Below are 17,698 nucleotides of genomic sequence, written 5' to 3'. Positions count from 1 at the left end.
CAGATAATTGACAATCTATGATTCATAAAATAAATAATAAAGAATTTCATTATCCGCATTTTTAATGCACTGTTGTGCTAATGCGCCTTCACCCGGCTTTTGTGGTTTGCCCAGGATAAAGATAAGGAATATGTCATGACCCATACCGTCCCGTTGCCAACAGCCAGCGGCCTGGCTGCCCTGGAGGCCCGACTCCGGCAAGATCTGGACGTCCTTGAACTCCCGGCTAAACCCTGGGTTCCTCAGCGCCAGCATAACGGCGTCGCCGCGCGTGATGTGGTGGTCATTGGCGCGGGGATGTGCGGGCTGGCGGCAGTCGCTAAGCTGCAACTGACTGGGATAGACAATGTGGTCGCTTACGATGCTGCGCCAGCCGGGATGGAAGGCCCATGGCTCACCTTCGCGCGCATGGAAACATTACGTTCACCGAAAACGCTGGCTGGTCCGGCGCTCGGCCTGCCAGCGCTGACATTCCGCGCCTGGTTTACGGCACAATGGGGTGATGAAGCCTGGCTGGCGCTGGACAAAATTCCCAAAAATTTGTGGATGGATTACCTGATTTGGTATCGCAAGGTGCTTAATCTGCCAGTACATAATAATGTCCGTCTGACGGCTATCGAACAGGCGGGGTCGTTGATCGCGCTGGATATCGACGGCGCGGAAACAGGCCGGCTGTTCACCCGCCATCTGGTACTGGCAACCGGTCGATCTGGCCTGGGCGGCATGGCGATCCCTGATTTTCTGCAAGGGGTTAATCATCGTTGGTGGGCGCATTCCGCCGACGAAATTGATTTTGCCGCGCTGCGGGGAAAACGCCTGGCCGTGATCGGTGCTGGCGCTTCCGCCATGGATAACGCCGCAACAGCACTTGAGGCAGGCGCAGGCGCGGTGGATATGTTGATCCGCCGGAAGACAATGCCGCGCATCAACAAAATGACCGGTATCAGCAGCCCAGGCGTAATACACGGTATGCACTTGCTCCCCGATGCATGGAAGTGGAAATTTGTCGATTACAGCGCCGCAACCCAGACCCCGCCGCCCCGCTCCTCGACGCTACGCGTCTCCCGTCATCCCAATGCCCGTTTTTTTCTCGACTGTGGCATCGTGGCCGTCAAGGAGCAGGCCGATGGTCTGCTGATTGAAACCACTCAGGGCAAAATGCATTACGATTTTCTGATTGCGGCTACCGGTTTCACCAATGACTTCAACGGGCGCCCGGAATTCACCGCCATTGCACCACATATCCGCAGTTGGTCCGATGGTCGCTATCACGCGGAGATGGGGCCTCCCCGACAAACCATGCTGGCAGCGCCGGATCTGGGGCCAGCCTTTGAATTCCGTGAGCGCGTGCCCGGCAACTGTCCGATGCTGGCGCATATCCACTGCTTTAATGACGCAGCAATGCTGACCCATGGCAAAGTCTCCGGCGATATTCCGGCGATCAGCACTGGCGCTGAACGTCTGGTGCTTGGCATTACCGCCTCGCTGTTTGCCGAGGACGTCGACCGCCATTTCAACAACCTGACGGCTTACGACAATCCCGAACTTCAGGGAGATGAATGGACTGATTCCACCCCTTTGCTAAAACAGGAGAACACCTTGTGATCGACGCTATAGACCAGGCTGCTGGCCTTTCGCCGGACGATAAGCTGTTCAGCGCGCGCCGCTTTCGACCCGAATTTGTTGAGGGAGCAGAACTGTGCCGCCACGCAGTATTAACCCCCGCCAACGATCAGGGGCTCGCCACTGACCTGCGGATTGCGCTGGCCCGCCGGATGGCTGTGCTGAATGACAATCAACCGTTGATCGCAGAATATGACGCTCAGTTGACGGCGTGTCAGCCATCGCCGCAGCTACTGGCGCTGGCCTCCGGGGCAACCATTACCGAACAACCGCTGGCCGCCATCGCCCGTCATGTTGATTTGATAACCCTGACGCCATTTGCCGCGACAGCACATGATATCACCCGGCTGGAACAGGCCGGCCTGAATAATCCGCAGATTGTCGCGCTTTCCGAACTGATTGCCTTTATCAACTTCCAGACTCGCGTCACAACTGGCTTACGCCTGATGAGGTCCTTATGATCCCACAGGTCAGTCTGAAACCATTAACCTGGCATCCTTATATCACCCCGGTTGAGCTGCACAACGCCACGCCGGAACAACGGGAAGCGATGAAGGTCACGCCCTCCAACCTGAAGATTTCGACGTATGTTCGCACGCTGGCGCACGATCCCGAAAGCTATCTGGCCCGTACCGTGTTGTTTAACGCCATCATGTATGTCGATGGCGGCCTGGCGCGACCGGACCGCGAACTGGGGGCGTTGGCCGCCTCGATGGTCAATGGTTGCAAATATTGCGCGGTCGTTCACGCCCGTCGCCATGCCCAGCTCACCCATAGCAACGAGCTGGTCAGTGCGCTCTGGTTTGACCAGCCCGAACGGCTTAGTCCGCGAGATGCGGCGATTTATCGCTTTGCGCGTCGGCTTTCAACCACGCCGGCAGAGGCAACCCCGGAAGATATCGCCGCACTGCGTACTGTCGGCCTGAACGACCCGGAAATTATCGATTTGATCCACGCTGTCGCCATTTTTGGCTGGGCCAATCGCCTGATGCACGTCCTCGGCGAAGCCAGAACCGGCAGCTAAAGGAGACGACACAGTGCTAGAACTCAATGATATCAGGCTCTCTTACGGCAGTACGTCGATCCTGAAAGGCGTTAATCTCTCGGTTAAACGCGGCGACGTGGTGTCGATTATCGGCCCCAGCGGTACTGGCAAGACCACCCTGCTACGCTGTATTAACTATCTGGCGAAGCCGACCTCCGGCACCATTACCCTCGACAACATCCATATGGATTATCAGTCGGTGGATAAACACGCCATCAAGACTATCCGTCTGCGAACCGCGATGGTGTTTCAGCAATTCAACGTTTTCAAGAATATGACAGTGATTGAGAATGTCATGGACCCGTTGGTGGTGGTACAGCGCAAATCCAAAACAGAGGCGCGTGAAATCGCCCTGCAGGAACTGGATCGCGTCGGCCTCGCGACCCGGCAGGATCATTATCCTTCGCAGCTTTCTGGTGGACAACTGCAGCGTACGGGGATCGCGCGGGCGCTGGCAGTCCGTCCGGATGTCATCCTGTTTGACGAACCGACCTCATCGCTGGATCCGGAACTGGTCGGCGAAGTCCTGAAGGTGATCAAAGACGTGACCTCGTCCGGCATCACGTCATTACTGGTCACTCACGAGATGCAGTTTGCGAAAAACATCTCCAGTCGCATCGTATTTATGGATCAAGGGGTGGTCGCGGCTGAAGGCAGCCCCGACGAAATTTTTGCATCCCCTGCCACGCCACGGCTGGCGCAGTTCCTCAACTCTGAACGCGTATTTTGATAATAAAAGGAAAATAAGACATGCCTGCAATCAAATCCACCATACGTCGTCTGGCCGTTCTTGGCGGTGTGGGCCTCGCACTGACCACCGCAGCAATCAGCTTTGCCGCCTGCGCTGACAGCGCCGTCCGCACGATTAAAATCGCCACGGCGGCAGAATCCAAACCGCTGTCATGGGGCGCCCTCGGTCAGGAGCCTCAGGGCTATGAGCCGGACGTGCTAAAAGCCATCAACGCGAAACTGCCGCAGTACAAATTTGTGATGGAAGGCGCTGCGGATATCGCACAGGAGACTGGCCTGGCAACAGGTAAGTACGACATGGCCACCGGCGGCTATTTCACCTCGCCTGCACGCAGTAAACAGTTTTTTATTCCCGCTAATCCCATCGGTGCAAGCCTGATGAAGATCTACAGCAACAAAAATAGCAATATCAACGGTATGAAAGATCTGGTCGGCAAAAAGATTGTACCTGTCACTGCCGGGGGCGGGGTCTATAAATTTGTTACCCAGTGGCAACAGGCTACTCCTGGCTACAAAATTGACATTACCGCCTCAAGTGCGGGCGTGCCCTACCCGGATCGCCTGAAGGAGGTACAGGAGGGCAAATATGATGCGTTAATCCTGCCATCAAACCTGGGTGAGCAGACCGTTATCGATAATCAAAAACTGGCGATCAACACCAGTGAACCCGTCTCCATCGACAATACTTACATCCTTATCCATAAGTCAGCACAGAACAAGGTACTGAATGATGATGTCAATAAGGCGCTGAAAGCACTGAGAGATGACGGTACGCTCAGCAAACTTTCACAGAAATGGTTCGGCGAAGACATCGTGAAGTATATGAAGTAACGCACGCGCCTGAAGCCTGTTATCCGCAGGTTAAAGCCCCTAATTCTCAGGAGTGTTTACCGTGAATCTTTCTACCATGATCCCCGAGCTGCTGTCGGCCCTGCCGTTGACGCTGGCGATTATGTTTGTCGCCCTATTCGCCGGTTTTTTGCTGGCTCTGGCGACGACGACGTTACGGATTCGTCGGATAGTGGTCATCAGCTCGCTGGCTGATCTCTACGTATCCTACGCCCGTAGCGTACCGGTGGTGTTGCAGTTATTCGTCGCCTTTTATGGACTGCCGCTGGTCGCCGCGATGCTGGGGGTACAGGATGACATCTTCACCCCCACTATCGCAGCAATGGTGGCGCTGAGCCTGTATCACGGCGGCTATCTGTCAGAAGTGATGCGTCCGGCTTATCTGGCGATTGATAGTGGGCAACATCATGCGGCAGACAGCCTGGGATACAGCTTTCGCCAGAAAATCACGCGTATCGTCGGGCCACAGGCCATTCACATAGCGCTACCAGGCTATGGCAACGCGATAATCTACCTCATCCATAACGTCGCATTGGTGATGTATATCGGTGCAGCGGACGTGATGGCGACGGCGCATCTGATCATGGAACGCGACTACAACCAGTACCAGTTTGGCACCTACCTGGTGCTGGCCGCCATCTACTCACTGCTGTGCCTGATTGCCTGGTTGATCGTCCGCTTTTTTGAGTTGCGCCATGCGAAATACACCTCGCACACTGCTACGGTAGCGGAAAAAGTCAAGTTCACGGCAAGCGTCTGATAAGAGAATATGCGATGTTTGATTCTGAAGTGTTAGCTCAGGACTTCTGGAGTATCCTCGGGGCCGTGCCAGCCACACTGGCAATGGCATTGACTATCTTTATACTCTCGACGTTGATCGGCGGACTGTTTGCCCTGGTGGAACACCGACGGATCCCATTGCTGCGGCAACTGGTGGTGTTGTACAAAATCACCTTCAAGGGGATCCCGATGGTGGTGGTGATTTTCCTCGCCTATTACGGCCTGCCACTGGCGCTTGAATCGTTCAGTGCTCTGTTGGGGATAAAAATGAATGCGCATTCAATGCCGAACTGGCTGATAGTCATTGTGGCGCTCACCGCCTGCGTGGCGGCGTTTCAGGCCGAAGTGGTGAAAGGCGCGCTGAACACCTTTGACCGCGGTCAGTCTGATGCCGCCCATTCATTAGGCTACAGTAATGGTCAGTTGTTCAGGCGCATCCTGTTTCCACAGATTATCGTTGCCGCCATCCCGGACCTGGCGAACGCTTTTATGGTGATTATGAAAGCGCTGTCGCTGGCATTCGCCATTGAGGTGGTCGATATCTTTGCTCAGGCCCAGTTAACTGCGGCGCTGAATTTTTACTACCTGGAAGCCTTCCTGATAGCAGTGGTGTTCTATATGGTGATTGCCTGGCTCGTCACCAAATTAGCGGACAAACTTGAGGCGGCGTTAAGGATGAAAAGCTGAGAGGTCCCATTTCCCCCTTGATGAATGGCGAAGAGAACCAGAAACTCAGCCTTCACTCCACTGACTGAACGCCCTGATTTTCTCGCGGCCAGATGACGGGTGAGAACTGCGGGCATCGGGGGTCATCAACGCCGCCAGGACGTAAGAAACCGCCAATAAATCGGCGCTACCGCCTGGGCTTAAGCGCCGGGCTATCAACGCGTTATCCATCTCACGCAGGGCAGCGTCATCCCATGCCGTGGCCAGCAAGGTCGCGGCATAATTCTGCACATAACGCAGCCCGGCGATACCGCCGCGCGACACCAGATTACTGTCCCGATTAACACTCATCAGACGTAGCAACGCATGATGTAATTGCCGTTCACCCTGTTCCTGATGCCAGAACGGCAATATCGCCCCACGCACCGTAGCAAAGCCCTGCTCCACCTCACCCCGCGCTCCGGTCAGACCATACTCGCGAAACTGCTTTTCTCCTGCGGTGACCGCATGCGGGCGGGCTGACAGCTCCTGCGCGACCAAACCGCGACAGATTGCACTGACCTCCTGACACAACGCATCTGCGCTGATGATACGGTTTTGCGCCTGCAAACGACCGGCGGTAAAACACAGCAATCCAAGCGAGAAAATAGCCCCTTTATGGGTGTTTATGCCATGGGTGGCGACAAACATCGCCTGCTCGCAAGCGATTCCCTCTGGACGCAGCAGGCGCAGTTGTTCACTGGCAGGTTGTCGCGCATGCCGCTTCCCTGACTGTTCGAAAACCGACAACCACGGTGTAATTGCCGCGATACTTTGCAAAAAAAGCGCATGATCCATATCCTGGTGCGAACCGTTGTTGTCGCAGTCCACCAGCCCCGGCTTGGGCGTGAGATCCAGCTCAAGACGCAGTGCCCGCGCAGCCAGCCCAGGCACATCCGCTGCTGATGCCTCGTTAGTCGCGAACAAACCAGCCATCGATCAATTTATCCACGCGCGCCAGCACGTCTTCAATGGGATGACAGCGAGAACGTGCGCAACCATGAGCCAGTTGATCGCACACCAGACAACGGCGGGTGTTGAGATCCAGCGAATGTCGCCCCACCTGCCCGTTTTCCGGGCAAAAAACATCAAAATCCCACAGTCTGCCAAGTGGATGGGTGCGTTCTATTTCCGCGCATTGCGCTTTGATTTCTACCGCTGGATGCGCCACACACCACAGTGCCTCAGCCCCGGTAGACAGCCACTGCACCTGACGGTCGAGCACCTTCCAGCGATGCCGCCATAGCATCTGGTCGCCAACCTGGAGCGCCACTCCCATGGTGTTACGATAACGAGCGCTGTCTTTTACCGCGCCAGGGGTCACCAGCGTCAGCGAAATAATCGGTTGTTGATAGCGAGCGAGCCAGTCAGCCTGGTACGCCGCGCGGCGGTCCTTCGCCGCCAGCAACGCATCCAGACTGACCGCCATTCCGGCGGACGCCAGTAAGGTCATATTGTGTCCTCTTTTAGCTGGCGGACAACGTCAATCACACTGCCATCACGATAGCGGATTATCCCGACGATACGATCAGTAAAAGCAATCGGTTTTGGCTCTCCACTCAGGGTCATCGCGCGTTGGTAGAGCGCCGTGATATCCATAATATTCATCCCAGCCGCCAGCAGACGCTCGCGGATCTCCGGGCGTGCCGGATTAACGGCTATCCCGTGATCAGTTACCAGCACATCGATGCTTTCGCCAGGCGTCAACCGAGTGGTCACCCGTTTTACCACTGTCGGGATGCGGCTACGCAGCAGCGGTGCCACCACGATCGTCAAGTTCGCCGCCGCCGCTACATCGCAGTGACCACCAGACGCCCCGCGCATCACGCCATCAGATCCGGTAATAACATTGACGTTGAAGTCGATATCAATCTCCAGCGCACTGAGGATAACCACATCCAGTTGATCACAGCAGGCCGCTTTACTGCCAGGATTAGCGTACTCATTGGTAGAGATTTCGACGTGGTTCGGATTACGGCGCAGAGAGTCCGCCGCCACACCGTCAAAGCACTGGGTATCAAGCAATTTTTCAATCAACCCTTGCTCATGCAACGCCACCAGACTGCCAGTGATACCACCAAGGGCAAAACGCGCTTTCACGCCATGACGCACCATTTTCTCGGCCATAAACTGGGTCACCGCCGTTGCTGCCGCGCCAGACCCCGTCTGCAGGGAAAAACCGTCGTTAAAATAGCCAGAGTGTTCAATCACCTCCGTCGCATAGCGGGCAATCATCAGTTCGCGCGGGTTGCTGGTGACACGAGCGGCGCCAACACTGATTTTCTCCGCATCGCCTACACTCTCTACCTGGACTATCATATCCACCTGATCCTGGCTGAGGCTGGCAGGCATATTGGGGAACGGCACCAGTTCTTCGGTCAGCAATATCACTTTCTGAGCAAATTGGGCATCCACCATCGCATAACCCAATGAACCGCAGGCAGATTGACCCTGTGTGCCGTTAGCGTTACCGAATTCATCGCTACACGGTACGCCAAGAAAAGCGACATCAATTTTCAGCTCGCCATCCTGCAACAGTTTTACACGGCCGCCATGTGAGTGGATCTGCACGGGTTCGTCCATTAAACCATGAGAGATGGCCTCAGCCAGCTTTCCGCGTAGCCCGGAAGTATAGATGCGAGTGATCACTCCGCTCTGAATAGGCTCGATCAGTGCATCATTGCAGGCCATCAGCGAACTGGAAGCCAGTGTCAGATTTTTAAAACCCAACCGCGCCAGCATGGCGACCACATGATTAATCACCCGGTCGCCTTCGCGAAACGCGTGGTGGAATGAAATAGTCATACCGTCTTGCAATCCACTGCGCGTGATCGCCTCTTCCAGCGACGCGCACAGCTTACGTCGGTGCTTCATATTCACCTCCGCCAACCACGGGGTGGCCGCACTGGCACTGTCAAAGAGTTTTAAATCAGGCAAATGCGGAAGGTTAATCTGGCGAAGTTCTGTGAGATTCATGGTTTCTGTCCTTAACGACGGATGCCGGATGCAGCCGCACGTTCCAGTACCCTCTGGGCATGGTTAATAACAGGAGCGTCGATCATTTTGCCGTTTAGCGACACCACTCCCAGGCCATTGCGTTCCCCCTCTTCTGCCGCTGCGATAACCCGTTGGGCGTACTCAACTTCCTGTTGGGTTGGCGCGTAAGCATTATGCAGGAGCTCAATTTGACGCGGGTTGATCAACGACTTACCGTTAAAACCCATCTTGCGCGCCAACTCAACTTCCCGCAGGAAACCGGCTTCATCATTCACGTCCGACCACACCACGTCGAAGGCGTCAATGCCAGCCGCGCGGGCAGCATGCAACACGGCGCAGCGGGCATAAAACAGCTCGGTGCCGTCGCCTCGCTCAGTTTGCATATCCATCACATAATCAAAGGCCGCCAACGCAATACCAATCAAACGTGGAGAACTACGGGCAATGGCCACCGCGTTAATCACGCCAATTGCAGATTCTATCGCCGCCATTAACCGGGTTGAGCCTACTTCACGCCCACAAGCCCGTTCGATACGCGCCAGGTGACGTTCCAGCTCGTGAATATCTTCCGGGGTATCCGTTTTCGGTAAACGCACCACATCAACCCCCGCGCGGACCACCGCCTCCAGATCCGGCAAGCCAAATGGTGTATTCAACGGGTTGATCCGCACCACCGTTTCGATATCCTGGTACATCGGATGTTGCAGAGCATGAAATACCAGCAAACGCGCACTGTCTTTTTCACGCAGAGCCACCGCATCCTCCAGGTCGAACATGATTGAATCCGGTCGATAGACAAAGGCAGTGGAGAGCATGGCGGCGTTAGCACCCGGTAGAAATAACATGCTACGACGAAGTTTTCTCACAGCAGTTTCCCCCAGTCGCTCTCACTGACATCGGCGGCACGCAGAATAGCGCTTTGCAGACGAGCGCGGATCACACAATCCAGCGCGCCTTTATCTTCAATAATGATCAACCCCTGATTCACCTCCATTGCACGCAATGTGGCGTTCACCACCTGGTGGATCTGATCACCAAACTGTTTGATCACTTCGCTGTGAATAACAATATCCAGCTCACCTGCGGCGGGGGCAACTTTCACCCTCAGGTCACTGGACTCCAACGTCCCGACCAGTGCTTCCCTCACAATATTCATAACGATATTCCTGATTCCTCAGCGAGTTCCGCACGGTAACAAGGGTCGAGATACGCGAAAGTGGTATCCGGCACCATGTCCCGAAGTCTGGAAAACTGCTGAGTGTTAAGTAAACGACGCACTTCCGATGCGGAAATAACATGACCGGCAGTGCTAATCCGTTGGATCTCCACGACATCTACCGCTCCCGCTAATAACTGGTGCATAGATTGATTGTACTGCCGGGTTATTTCACAAAACGGCTCGCTGCCGATGAAGCGATGAGTAATCCCCAGCGCCGGGGCTATCGCATTGCGAAAAATAAGCAGATCTATCTCACTCCACGCCTGTTGCACTTCACTGTGCTCTTTCAGGAAGTAGGCAGGAAAAGTAGCGCGGGAGATAATGTAGTGAGAACCTTGATGTACCGTGACATTCGGCAGATGAGCCACGCCCGCTTGTACCATTTTCAACCGGGTCGAGAAGGGAAAGAACGACGCGTCTTCACGCACGACAAACAACTGTAACCAGTCGCATGCTCGCGCAGCCTGCTCCACCAAATAACGGTGTCCCAGAGTAAAAGGATTGGCGTTCATCACTATCGCGCCAATACGCTGTCCCGGCATACGACTTGCCTGTAGCGAACGACAGTAACGCTGGAGGCCCTGCGGCGTGTTCTCCATCAGGAGTGCATGGTTAGAGCTCTCGGCGATGGGCCAGAAACCATTGTGCTGAAAACGCTCCCGGTGACAGGAACGGGTATACAGAAACAGATGAAAATGTCCGCGAGCCAGCGCAAGCTGTTCCACTTCCGCCAGCAGCCGCGCACTGAGGTTTTCACCACGCAGTTGTTCATCCACTACCACACACTTGATAACATTGGCGGCAAGACCAGCGCACCCCATCAACCGCTCTCCCGACCAGGCGGCAACAAAGGTGGTGATGTCACGGTCCAGACCCAGTCCATTGCCGGAGAGCAAGGTGCGGATCGCGGCCAGCGAGCGAGGGTTGCGGTTCACTTCCACCACGCGGAAATCAATCGGCCATTGTGCTTGCATTGTATTGCCTTGATCCTTAGTGCGCCGCCGTCAACGCATGAGCTGGCGCATCGATAATCACGTTACTGAGGTGGCCGATGTTTTCGATCTCCACTTCAATACAATCACCTGCCTGCATAAAGAGCGGCGGGTTACGTTTCTTTCCCACTCCGCCAGGCGAACCAGTGATGATCACGTCACCAGGCGCCAGGCGAGTAAAGGTACTGATGTATTCGATAAGCTCGGCAACCTGATGGATCATGTGGCAAGTGTTATCGTCCTGTACCATGTGGCCATTCAACCAGGTACGGATCGCCAGTTGATGCGGATCCGGGATCTCATCGGCCGTGGTCATCCACGGACCAAATGCGCCGGTCTGCCGCCAGTTTTTTCCTGCGGTAAACCAGCTATGCTGCCAGTCACGCGCGGAACCATCCATATAGCAGCTGTAGCCAGCGACATGGCTGAGCGCAACCTCTCGGGGAATATCTTCGCCACCGGTCCCGATGATCACCGCCAGCTCACCTTCATAGTCAAACTCACTGGAGTAACGTGGTTTCAGAATGGGGGTGTTATGGCCGGTTTGTGAGTCCGCAAAGCGGACGAACAATGTCGGCGCCGGGTTGTGTTGATCGAATTCTTTGCGCTTTTCGGCGTAATTCATGCCGACACAGAGAATTTTCCCTGGGTTATCGATTACCGGCAGAAATTCGATCGCGTCAAAATGAATATCTATCGCCTCACCACTCAATCGTTGCGCCTCATCCAGCGCGTTAGCCGCGAGCAGCGATTTCAAATCAACATAGCGATTGCCAAGCCGCGCCCCCAGATTAACCACGCCATCGTCCCTGACGATGCCGTAGCTACGGATCCCTTGATAGATAAAGCTTGCGAGTTTCATATTCGTTCCTGTAATACACCTGTCAAATAAGGAAATTGCCAAGAACCAGCAGCGATACCGACACGTTGATAGCCCCGCCAATACGAGTGGCTATCTGGGCAAACGGCATCAGACTCATGCGGTTTCCCGCCGTGAGAATCGCCACATCCCCGGTCCCGCCCTGACCACTCTGACAGCAGGAAATAATGGCCACATCAATAGGATGCATGCCGATCTTTTTACCCACCACAAAGCCTGTCGCGACCAGTGCGGAGACCGTACTCACAATCACCAACAGGTTATTGAGAGTAAAAGCATGTAGCAGTTCTTGCCATGGCGTAATCGCCACACCAACAGCAAAAAGGATGGGATAAGTCACGGAGGTCTGGAAGAATTTGTACACCACCTGGGAACCTTCCAGCAGGCGCGGAGATACGCCGTGTACCAGCTTGATCAGTACCGCGACAAACAACATGCCAACCGGTGCGGGCAAGCCAATCAATTTATGGCCGAGCATCCCGATCATATACAGCAGTACCGCCAGCAGAACACCTGCCGCGATAGTGGTGACATCGGTTTTAGCGGAGAACAACGGCGCGGATGCGGTGGGTTGGTCAACATTTCTGCGGTCAGGCATCAATTGCCCTTCACCAGTCAGATGTGGGAAACGTTTACCCAGTTGGTTCAGGCAACCGGAAATAATGATGGCGGTCAGGCTACCGAGCATCACCATCGGCAATATACGCCCGAGCGCAACGCCCTGCTCCATATGCAACAATGCGGCATAACCAATAGAGAGCGGAATAGCGCCTTCTCCCACCCCGCCGGCCATAATCGGCAGAATGATAAAGAAGAAGATCTGGAACGGTTCCATCCCCAGTGACAGCCCCACGCCCATTCCCACCAACATGCCAACGATTTCACCGCAGAGCATCGGGAAGAAGATACGCATGAAGCCCTGAATCAACGTATCGCGATTCATGCTCATAATACTGCCGACAATAATGCAGCAAATGTAGAGATAGAGAATATTGGTGGATTTGTAAAACCGGGTGGTGGATTCAACCACCGTATCCGGCAATAAACCATAATAGACCATGGCCGACGGAATAAAGGTCGCGCAGATCGCCGCCGCCCCTAATTTACCGACGATCGGCAGACGTTTACCGAACTCGCCGCAGGCAAAACCGAAGAACGCCAGCGTGGCGACCATCACCACAATATCACTGGGCAACGAGCCATAAAGGCAGTCGATGGCAATTAATACGCCAGCCAGTAGAAATAAAGGCAGTGGAATAATCCCTACCTTCCAGGTATCCATAATGTGCCACCACTTCTCCTTCAGTGACGTTTTTTTAATCGTCAGCGTTTCAGAGGTCATCGTCATTGCATCATCCGTTGTACTCATCATTAAGCCCCGTTGTTATCTTTGTGCTTACAGGGTAAAAGGCCAGACAGATACGTAATGTGAGAAAAAGCATAATAAGTAAGAATTTTAATGGTATTTATGGTTTTTATGGTTTTTTACTCCATGTGATTTCGGCCTTAATTATTTCCGTGGTTTTTATGGTTTTTTATATAGAGAAGACAATTTCATAACATTTGAAAATTGTGAATAAAGTAGTTTATCTTTCAGACCTTAAGCCTGATTGTGCAAGGGATCACAAGTATTTGGAAAACAACGTGCGTCCATATCAAAAGATGATACATTGGCGCTTTCCTGGTGACTGTGTATTCTGTTATGAAAGTCTCTTTCCAAATTAAACTTTTTATTTACCTGATACTTTTTTTCTCTATTATTTTAACTCTCCTTGGTATTTTTCATTATCAGGACGTGGGTCGACAGCTATACCAGGAAATGAGTTCCAGAGCCAAAATACAGGCAGAAGAAATAGCTATCATTCCAATGTTACGCAAAGCCATTAGCGAAAAAGATATTCCAGCACTCACCCAGTTTATGAAAAAAGTCGTATCACACAGCGATGCGAGTTTTATTGTTATTGGCGATAACAAAGGTATTCACCTATTTCATTCAGTACGTGCCGATGTAGTCGGGAAACCGCTGGAAGGCGGAGATAATGAAGACGTACTGCAAGGACGCAGTACTATTACCATCCGCGAAGGAGGTCTTGGTATTTCGCTCCGTAGCAAGGCACCGATTTTTGACGATGGTGGACAGGTGATCGGTATTGTCTCGGTCGGTTATCTGACTCGCCACCTCGATGTCATCACCCTGGACAAAGTGCTCAATATCTCTATTGTCATCATATTATTACTGGCGGCGCTGTTTATCTTTTCCTGGTTTTTCACTCGCAGCATTAAAAAGCAGATTTTTTCGCTGGAACCTCGCGAAATTGGTCTGCTGGTACGACAGCAAAAAGCCATGATGGAGTCCATTTATGAAGGGGTGATAGCTCTCGACAGCGAACGGCGTATTGAAGTGATCAACCAGGCGGCACGCCATTTGCTGGACTTAAGCCAATCCACCGAGGCCCTGTGCGGACAGACCATCGGCGAGGTGATTGCTCCGGTCACGTTTTTCACCCGGAAAGTGATGCTGAAAAACGATACGCATGACGAAATCTGCCACTTCAATCAGCTAACGGTGATCGCCAGCAGGGTACGCATTATGCTGGAGGACAAGTTGCAGGGATGGGTTATCACCTTTCGTGATCGTAATGAAATCGACACGCTGAGCGTTCAGCTCAGTCAGGTAAAACGCTATGTTGATAATCTGCGCATTATGCGCCACGAGTCACTAAACCGCATGACGACACTTTCCGGTCTGTTGCATATGGAACGCTATGATGAAGCGCTACATTACATTCAGTCGCAGTCGGAACACGCGCAGGCACTGTTGGACTTTGTCTCTGCACGCTTTAGCTCACCGACATTATGCGGGTTGCTACTTGGTAAAGCCGCACACGCACAAGAAAAAGGCATTGCACTGATCTTTGACCCACTGTGCAGTATGGAAAAGGCTTGCCATTCTCTTGGCGAAGCCGAGCTGATTTCGATCATTGGTAATTTGCTGGATAACGCTATCGAGGCCACTCAGCGCGCTATTCCGCCCCATGCTCCGGTGGAAGTGTTGATCCTGCTTAATCGTCGGGAACTGATTATTGAGGTAATGGATCACGGTATCGGTATCGACCCGGCGATACGTGAACGGATTTTTGAACGCGGGATAACCACCAAACGCAGTGGCGATCATGGTATTGGTCTGTATCTCATCGCCAGTTATGTCACTCACGCGGGTGGTTCGATCGATATCTCCGCTAACCTGCCATGCGGCACCACTTTCTCTGTGTTTATTCCTGAAACGAGCAATGCCGCCCCTCACCCCGTTCTCTTCATGGAAGATCAAAATTATGTATCATGAACTGATAGATGTGCTGATAGTAGAAGATGAAAATGTACTGGCTCAACTTTATGCCGAGCTGATCAACAAACATCCGCGTTTGAGACTGGCGGGAATGGCCTCTTCCCTTGCTGAAGCGCGGGTGTTGCTGAACAGGACTTCATCGCGGCTGATTCTGCTCGATAACTTTCTTCCGGATGGCAAAGGCATTACGCTTATCAGTGATCCACTGATTATTCGCGCCAACTGTTCGGTGATTTTCATCACCGCCGCCAGTGATATGGACACCTGTAGCCAGGCTATCCGCAATGGCGCGTTTGATTACATTCTTAAACCCGTCTCCTGGAAACGTTTAAATCAGTCGCTGGCGCGTTTTGTGCAATTCACCGAACAGCAGCAAACATGGAAGATTGTCGACCAGCACAATGTTGACTCACTCTATCAACTGCAGGCGAAAAATTACCGCAAAGATAACAGCAGTAAAGGTATTGAAGAGAGTACCCTGGCGCGGGTGCAAAAATTGTTTGAGCATCAGGCCACGCGCTGTTTTTCAGTGGATGAGGTGATGAACGAAACCGGACTGAGTAAAACCACCACCCGTCGCTATCTGGAACATTGCGTGGAAATCGGCTTCCTGACCGTGGAATGCAAGTACGGCAAAATTGGCCATCCGCGGCGAATATACCGGCGTGTCCACGTGACAGCGTGATCTCCTCATGCCGATGTATGAGAACCACGACATCCAGTGAGCAGGCATAACGGGGAAAATTTGGTAATGCAATCCCCGTCAGTCTCGCTGAATGGGAGTAACATTCGTGCCAACCTTTGTGTTCCTGGTGCCCAAAAAAACAGCCCGATATCGTCAACGATCATGCACCAGGTTGCTCACGGGCGGAAGGCATATTTATCTTATGTTACTGCTGGAATCGGATTTAAAGGCCTGATGCTGATAATCTCTAAAATAGCTCCGTCTGGATTTCATCGTTAGAGATCCGAGAACTCATCTGACTGGGTTAGACTAAACAAAATAAGTTGTTAACAGGAATAGAAAGACTGAAAAATAAAAGAATACCTTACTTTTTTTATCTATCACATTCCAACTTTTCGGTGCTATAAGGCGAAAATTTCTCATGCGAAAGATATCTAATTTTTGTAAATACATAGTTAGGAATGTTGCTCAAACATGAGCAGAAGTAATGTTATTTACTCATAGCATTTCAATAAAAAACTTAGCATTTAACCAAAAAGAAATAAAAATATTTACATTGACAGCTAAAAACCATTTATTCACCCGGCAGGGCTATTCTCTCCGAGAGAGTAATCCATTGAATGTCGGTGATAGCGGTCTTCAAAAAATATTTTTTATTTTTTTAAATTATTCTTTAACTGATAAATATGTGGAAGGATTTGCATTTCAGCGGTGTTTTCACCATAAACAAAAATTCTTTATTTTTATATGTACAACTTTTCATACCATACTGTTTTTTGAGGCGGATCAATGATAGTTCTCGGCAGTATAAAGCATAAATTTCACCTTGCCGTCTTGCGCTGCCGGCACGACTCCCTTTTCAAGGTAACGCAGCAACATATCAACGGACAATTGAGCATGACGGCGGGTATTCTGGTCGAGGGTCAGCGCTAACGTACCTTTAGCAAACAGCGCCCGGGTCGTGGCATAAAGCTCGTGGGTTATCAGTATGCAGGAGTCGGTCAACCGGTGGCGTGCCAGCGCCTCGCTTACCTGGGTATTGCCCAGCCCGGTGTTGTAGACCCCCACCACCGTTTTCGACTGCACCAGCTGTTTTTCCAGCAGTTTACTGATCGTGTTCCGGCTCTCCTGCCCGGCCAGCGCTTCCTTTAATACAAGGTGTGGAAAACGTTCATGCAACACATCACGAAACCCCTGGATCCGTTGCTGGTGCGCGCTGTACTCAAATCGCCCGCTGACCATAATCACCTCACCTTCCCGCTTTAGAAAATTCCCCATCATCAGTCCCGCCGTTCGGCCCGCCTGCAACTGATTAATCCCCACATGACAAAGCCGCTCAGCACCAGGTAAATCTGTCACCAGAGTGACCACCGGCACGCCTCGCCGTTTGCATACGCTCAGTGCGTCATAAATCGCCGGATGTTCATGGGCAAAAACGATCAGACCGTCACACCGCTGGCTACTGGCAATAATGTGGGCGGCGAGCTTATCCGGGCGAGATTCTGGAATGAAAGTACGATGCAAAACAATGCGCCGGTAGCCGAGAGCGGTCGCTACTGTGGCAAAGTCACTGGCCAGTTGCTTAAAGAAGAACGAATCATTGCCGCTCAGCATCACCTCAATTTGCCATGGCTGGCGATGCTCCTCCGGCAGAATGCGCTTCAGCCCGGCTTCTCGTGCTGCCTGGAGTACTTTTTTCGTCGTCCGTGGCGAGACGCCGCCGCGTTCATTCAGTACGCGATCCACCGTTGCCACACTGACGCCCGACACGCGCGCCAGTTCGTCAAGAGTCATGGTTTTCATTGGTTATCTGTTGAGGGAAATCCG

19 protein-coding genes are annotated in these 17,698 nt (G+C 52.7%); 10 read left to right on the top strand and 9 right to left on the bottom strand.

Annotated features, from left to right (window positions below; translation table 11 throughout):
* Positions 1-135 precede the first annotated feature (135 nt).
* The 7 genes from EH228_RS05190 (at position 136) to EH228_RS05160 (ending at position 5,734) form a co-directional block, all read left to right on the top strand.
* Positions 136-1,605: an NAD(P)-binding domain-containing protein gene (locus EH228_RS05190; RefSeq protein ID WP_152320610.1), complete on the top strand. Its 1,470-nt coding sequence runs from the start codon at positions 136-138 to the stop codon at positions 1,603-1,605.
* On the top strand, positions 1,602-2,084 hold the full coding sequence (locus tag EH228_RS05185) for a CMD domain-containing protein (protein WP_152320609.1): 483 nt from the start codon (positions 1,602-1,604) through the stop codon (positions 2,082-2,084). Before EH228_RS05190 ends, EH228_RS05185 begins: the two co-directional genes overlap by 4 nt.
* Positions 2,081-2,647 (top strand): peroxidase-related enzyme, encoded by a 567-nt coding sequence (locus EH228_RS05180; RefSeq protein ID WP_152320608.1) that lies wholly within the window; start codon positions 2,081-2,083, stop codon positions 2,645-2,647. Before EH228_RS05185 ends, EH228_RS05180 begins: the two co-directional genes overlap by 4 nt.
* A gap of 13 nt (positions 2,648-2,660) precedes the next feature.
* A complete protein-coding gene (locus EH228_RS05175; RefSeq protein WP_152320607.1) occupies positions 2,661-3,398 on the top strand; it encodes an amino acid ABC transporter ATP-binding protein in 738 nt (245 codons plus the stop codon).
* Positions 3,399-3,418: 20 nt separating this feature from the next.
* Positions 3,419-4,249, top strand: a complete 831-nt coding sequence (locus EH228_RS05170; RefSeq protein ID WP_152320606.1) for a transporter substrate-binding domain-containing protein — start codon at positions 3,419-3,421, stop codon at positions 4,247-4,249.
* 76 nt (positions 4,250-4,325) lie between these two features.
* A complete protein-coding gene (locus tag EH228_RS05165; RefSeq protein WP_204902650.1) occupies positions 4,326-5,027 on the top strand; it encodes an amino acid ABC transporter permease in 702 nt (233 codons plus the stop codon).
* Positions 5,028-5,041: 14 nt separating this feature from the next.
* Entirely contained in the window at positions 5,042-5,734 is a 693-nt protein-coding gene (locus EH228_RS05160) for an amino acid ABC transporter permease (RefSeq protein WP_152320604.1), read from the top strand.
* 45 nt (positions 5,735-5,779) lie between these two features.
* Here the strand turns inward: EH228_RS05160 and citG are convergent, their stop codons facing one another.
* The 8 genes from citG to EH228_RS05120 are packed head-to-tail and all read right to left on the bottom strand — an operon-like array spanning position 5,780 to position 13,209.
* Positions 5,780-6,688, bottom strand: coding sequence for a triphosphoribosyl-dephospho-CoA synthase CitG (gene citG, locus EH228_RS05155; RefSeq protein WP_152320603.1), 909 nt, complete (start codon positions 6,686-6,688; stop codon positions 5,780-5,782).
* A complete protein-coding gene (gene citX / locus EH228_RS05150) occupies positions 6,666-7,205 on the bottom strand; it encodes a citrate lyase holo-[acyl-carrier protein] synthase (RefSeq protein WP_152320602.1) in 540 nt (179 codons plus the stop codon). Before citX ends, citG begins: the two co-directional genes overlap by 23 nt.
* Positions 7,202-8,728: a citrate lyase subunit alpha gene (gene citF, locus EH228_RS05145; RefSeq protein WP_152320601.1), complete on the bottom strand. Its 1,527-nt coding sequence runs from the start codon at positions 8,726-8,728 to the stop codon at positions 7,202-7,204. Before citF ends, citX begins: the two co-directional genes overlap by 4 nt.
* 11 nt (positions 8,729-8,739) lie before the next feature.
* Positions 8,740-9,615, bottom strand: a complete 876-nt coding sequence (gene citE / locus EH228_RS05140; protein ID WP_152320600.1) for a citrate (pro-3S)-lyase subunit beta — start codon at positions 9,613-9,615, stop codon at positions 8,740-8,742.
* Entirely contained in the window at positions 9,612-9,905 is a 294-nt protein-coding gene (gene citD / locus EH228_RS05135) for a citrate lyase acyl carrier protein (RefSeq protein ID WP_152320599.1), read from the bottom strand. Before citD ends, citE begins: the two co-directional genes overlap by 4 nt.
* Positions 9,902-10,942: a [citrate (pro-3S)-lyase] ligase gene (citC, locus tag EH228_RS05130; RefSeq protein ID WP_152320598.1), complete on the bottom strand. Its 1,041-nt coding sequence runs from the start codon at positions 10,940-10,942 to the stop codon at positions 9,902-9,904. The genes citD and citC overlap by 4 nt, the downstream gene beginning before the upstream one ends.
* A 16-nt stretch (positions 10,943-10,958) precedes the next feature.
* Positions 10,959-11,822: a fumarylacetoacetate hydrolase family protein gene (locus EH228_RS05125; protein WP_152320597.1), complete on the bottom strand. Its 864-nt coding sequence runs from the start codon at positions 11,820-11,822 to the stop codon at positions 10,959-10,961.
* Between the two features lie 22 nt (positions 11,823-11,844).
* The gene (locus tag EH228_RS05120) at positions 11,845-13,209 is read right to left on the bottom strand and encodes a 2-hydroxycarboxylate transporter family protein (RefSeq protein ID WP_152320639.1); all 1,365 of its coding nucleotides are present in this window, start codon (positions 13,207-13,209) and stop codon (positions 11,845-11,847) included.
* 333 nt (positions 13,210-13,542) lie between these two features.
* Here EH228_RS05120 and EH228_RS05115 point away from each other — a divergent pair, with 333 nt between their 5' ends.
* The 3 genes from EH228_RS05115 to EH228_RS05105 all read left to right on the top strand — a co-directional run bounded on the left by EH228_RS05115 (position 13,543) and on the right by EH228_RS05105 (position 16,664).
* Complete coding sequence (locus EH228_RS05115; RefSeq protein ID WP_152320596.1) at positions 13,543-15,183, top strand: ATP-binding protein; 1,641 nt, start codon at positions 13,543-13,545, stop codon at positions 15,181-15,183.
* Positions 15,173-15,871 carry a response regulator gene (locus EH228_RS05110; RefSeq protein ID WP_152320595.1) on the top strand — a complete coding sequence of 233 codons (699 nt, stop codon included), beginning with the start codon at positions 15,173-15,175 and terminating at the stop codon, positions 15,869-15,871. The genes EH228_RS05115 and EH228_RS05110 overlap by 11 nt, the downstream gene beginning before the upstream one ends.
* Positions 15,872-16,358: 487 nt before the next feature.
* Positions 16,359-16,664 carry a hypothetical protein gene (locus EH228_RS05105; RefSeq protein ID WP_152320594.1) on the top strand — a complete coding sequence of 102 codons (306 nt, stop codon included), beginning with the start codon at positions 16,359-16,361 and terminating at the stop codon, positions 16,662-16,664.
* Here EH228_RS05105 and EH228_RS05100 read toward each other — a convergent pair.
* Positions 16,658-17,674: a LacI family DNA-binding transcriptional regulator gene (locus EH228_RS05100; RefSeq protein WP_152320593.1), complete on the bottom strand. Its 1,017-nt coding sequence runs from the start codon at positions 17,672-17,674 to the stop codon at positions 16,658-16,660. The genes EH228_RS05105 and EH228_RS05100 overlap by 7 nt on opposite strands.
* Between the last annotated feature and the right edge of the window lie 24 nt (positions 17,675-17,698).

This window comes from Erwinia endophytica (assembly GCF_009295515.1).
GTDB lineage: Bacteria > Pseudomonadota > Gammaproteobacteria > Enterobacterales > Enterobacteriaceae > Erwinia > Erwinia endophytica.
The sequence above is the reverse complement of the archived record's forward strand: the minus strand, read 5'-3'. Positions and strand labels throughout refer to the sequence as shown.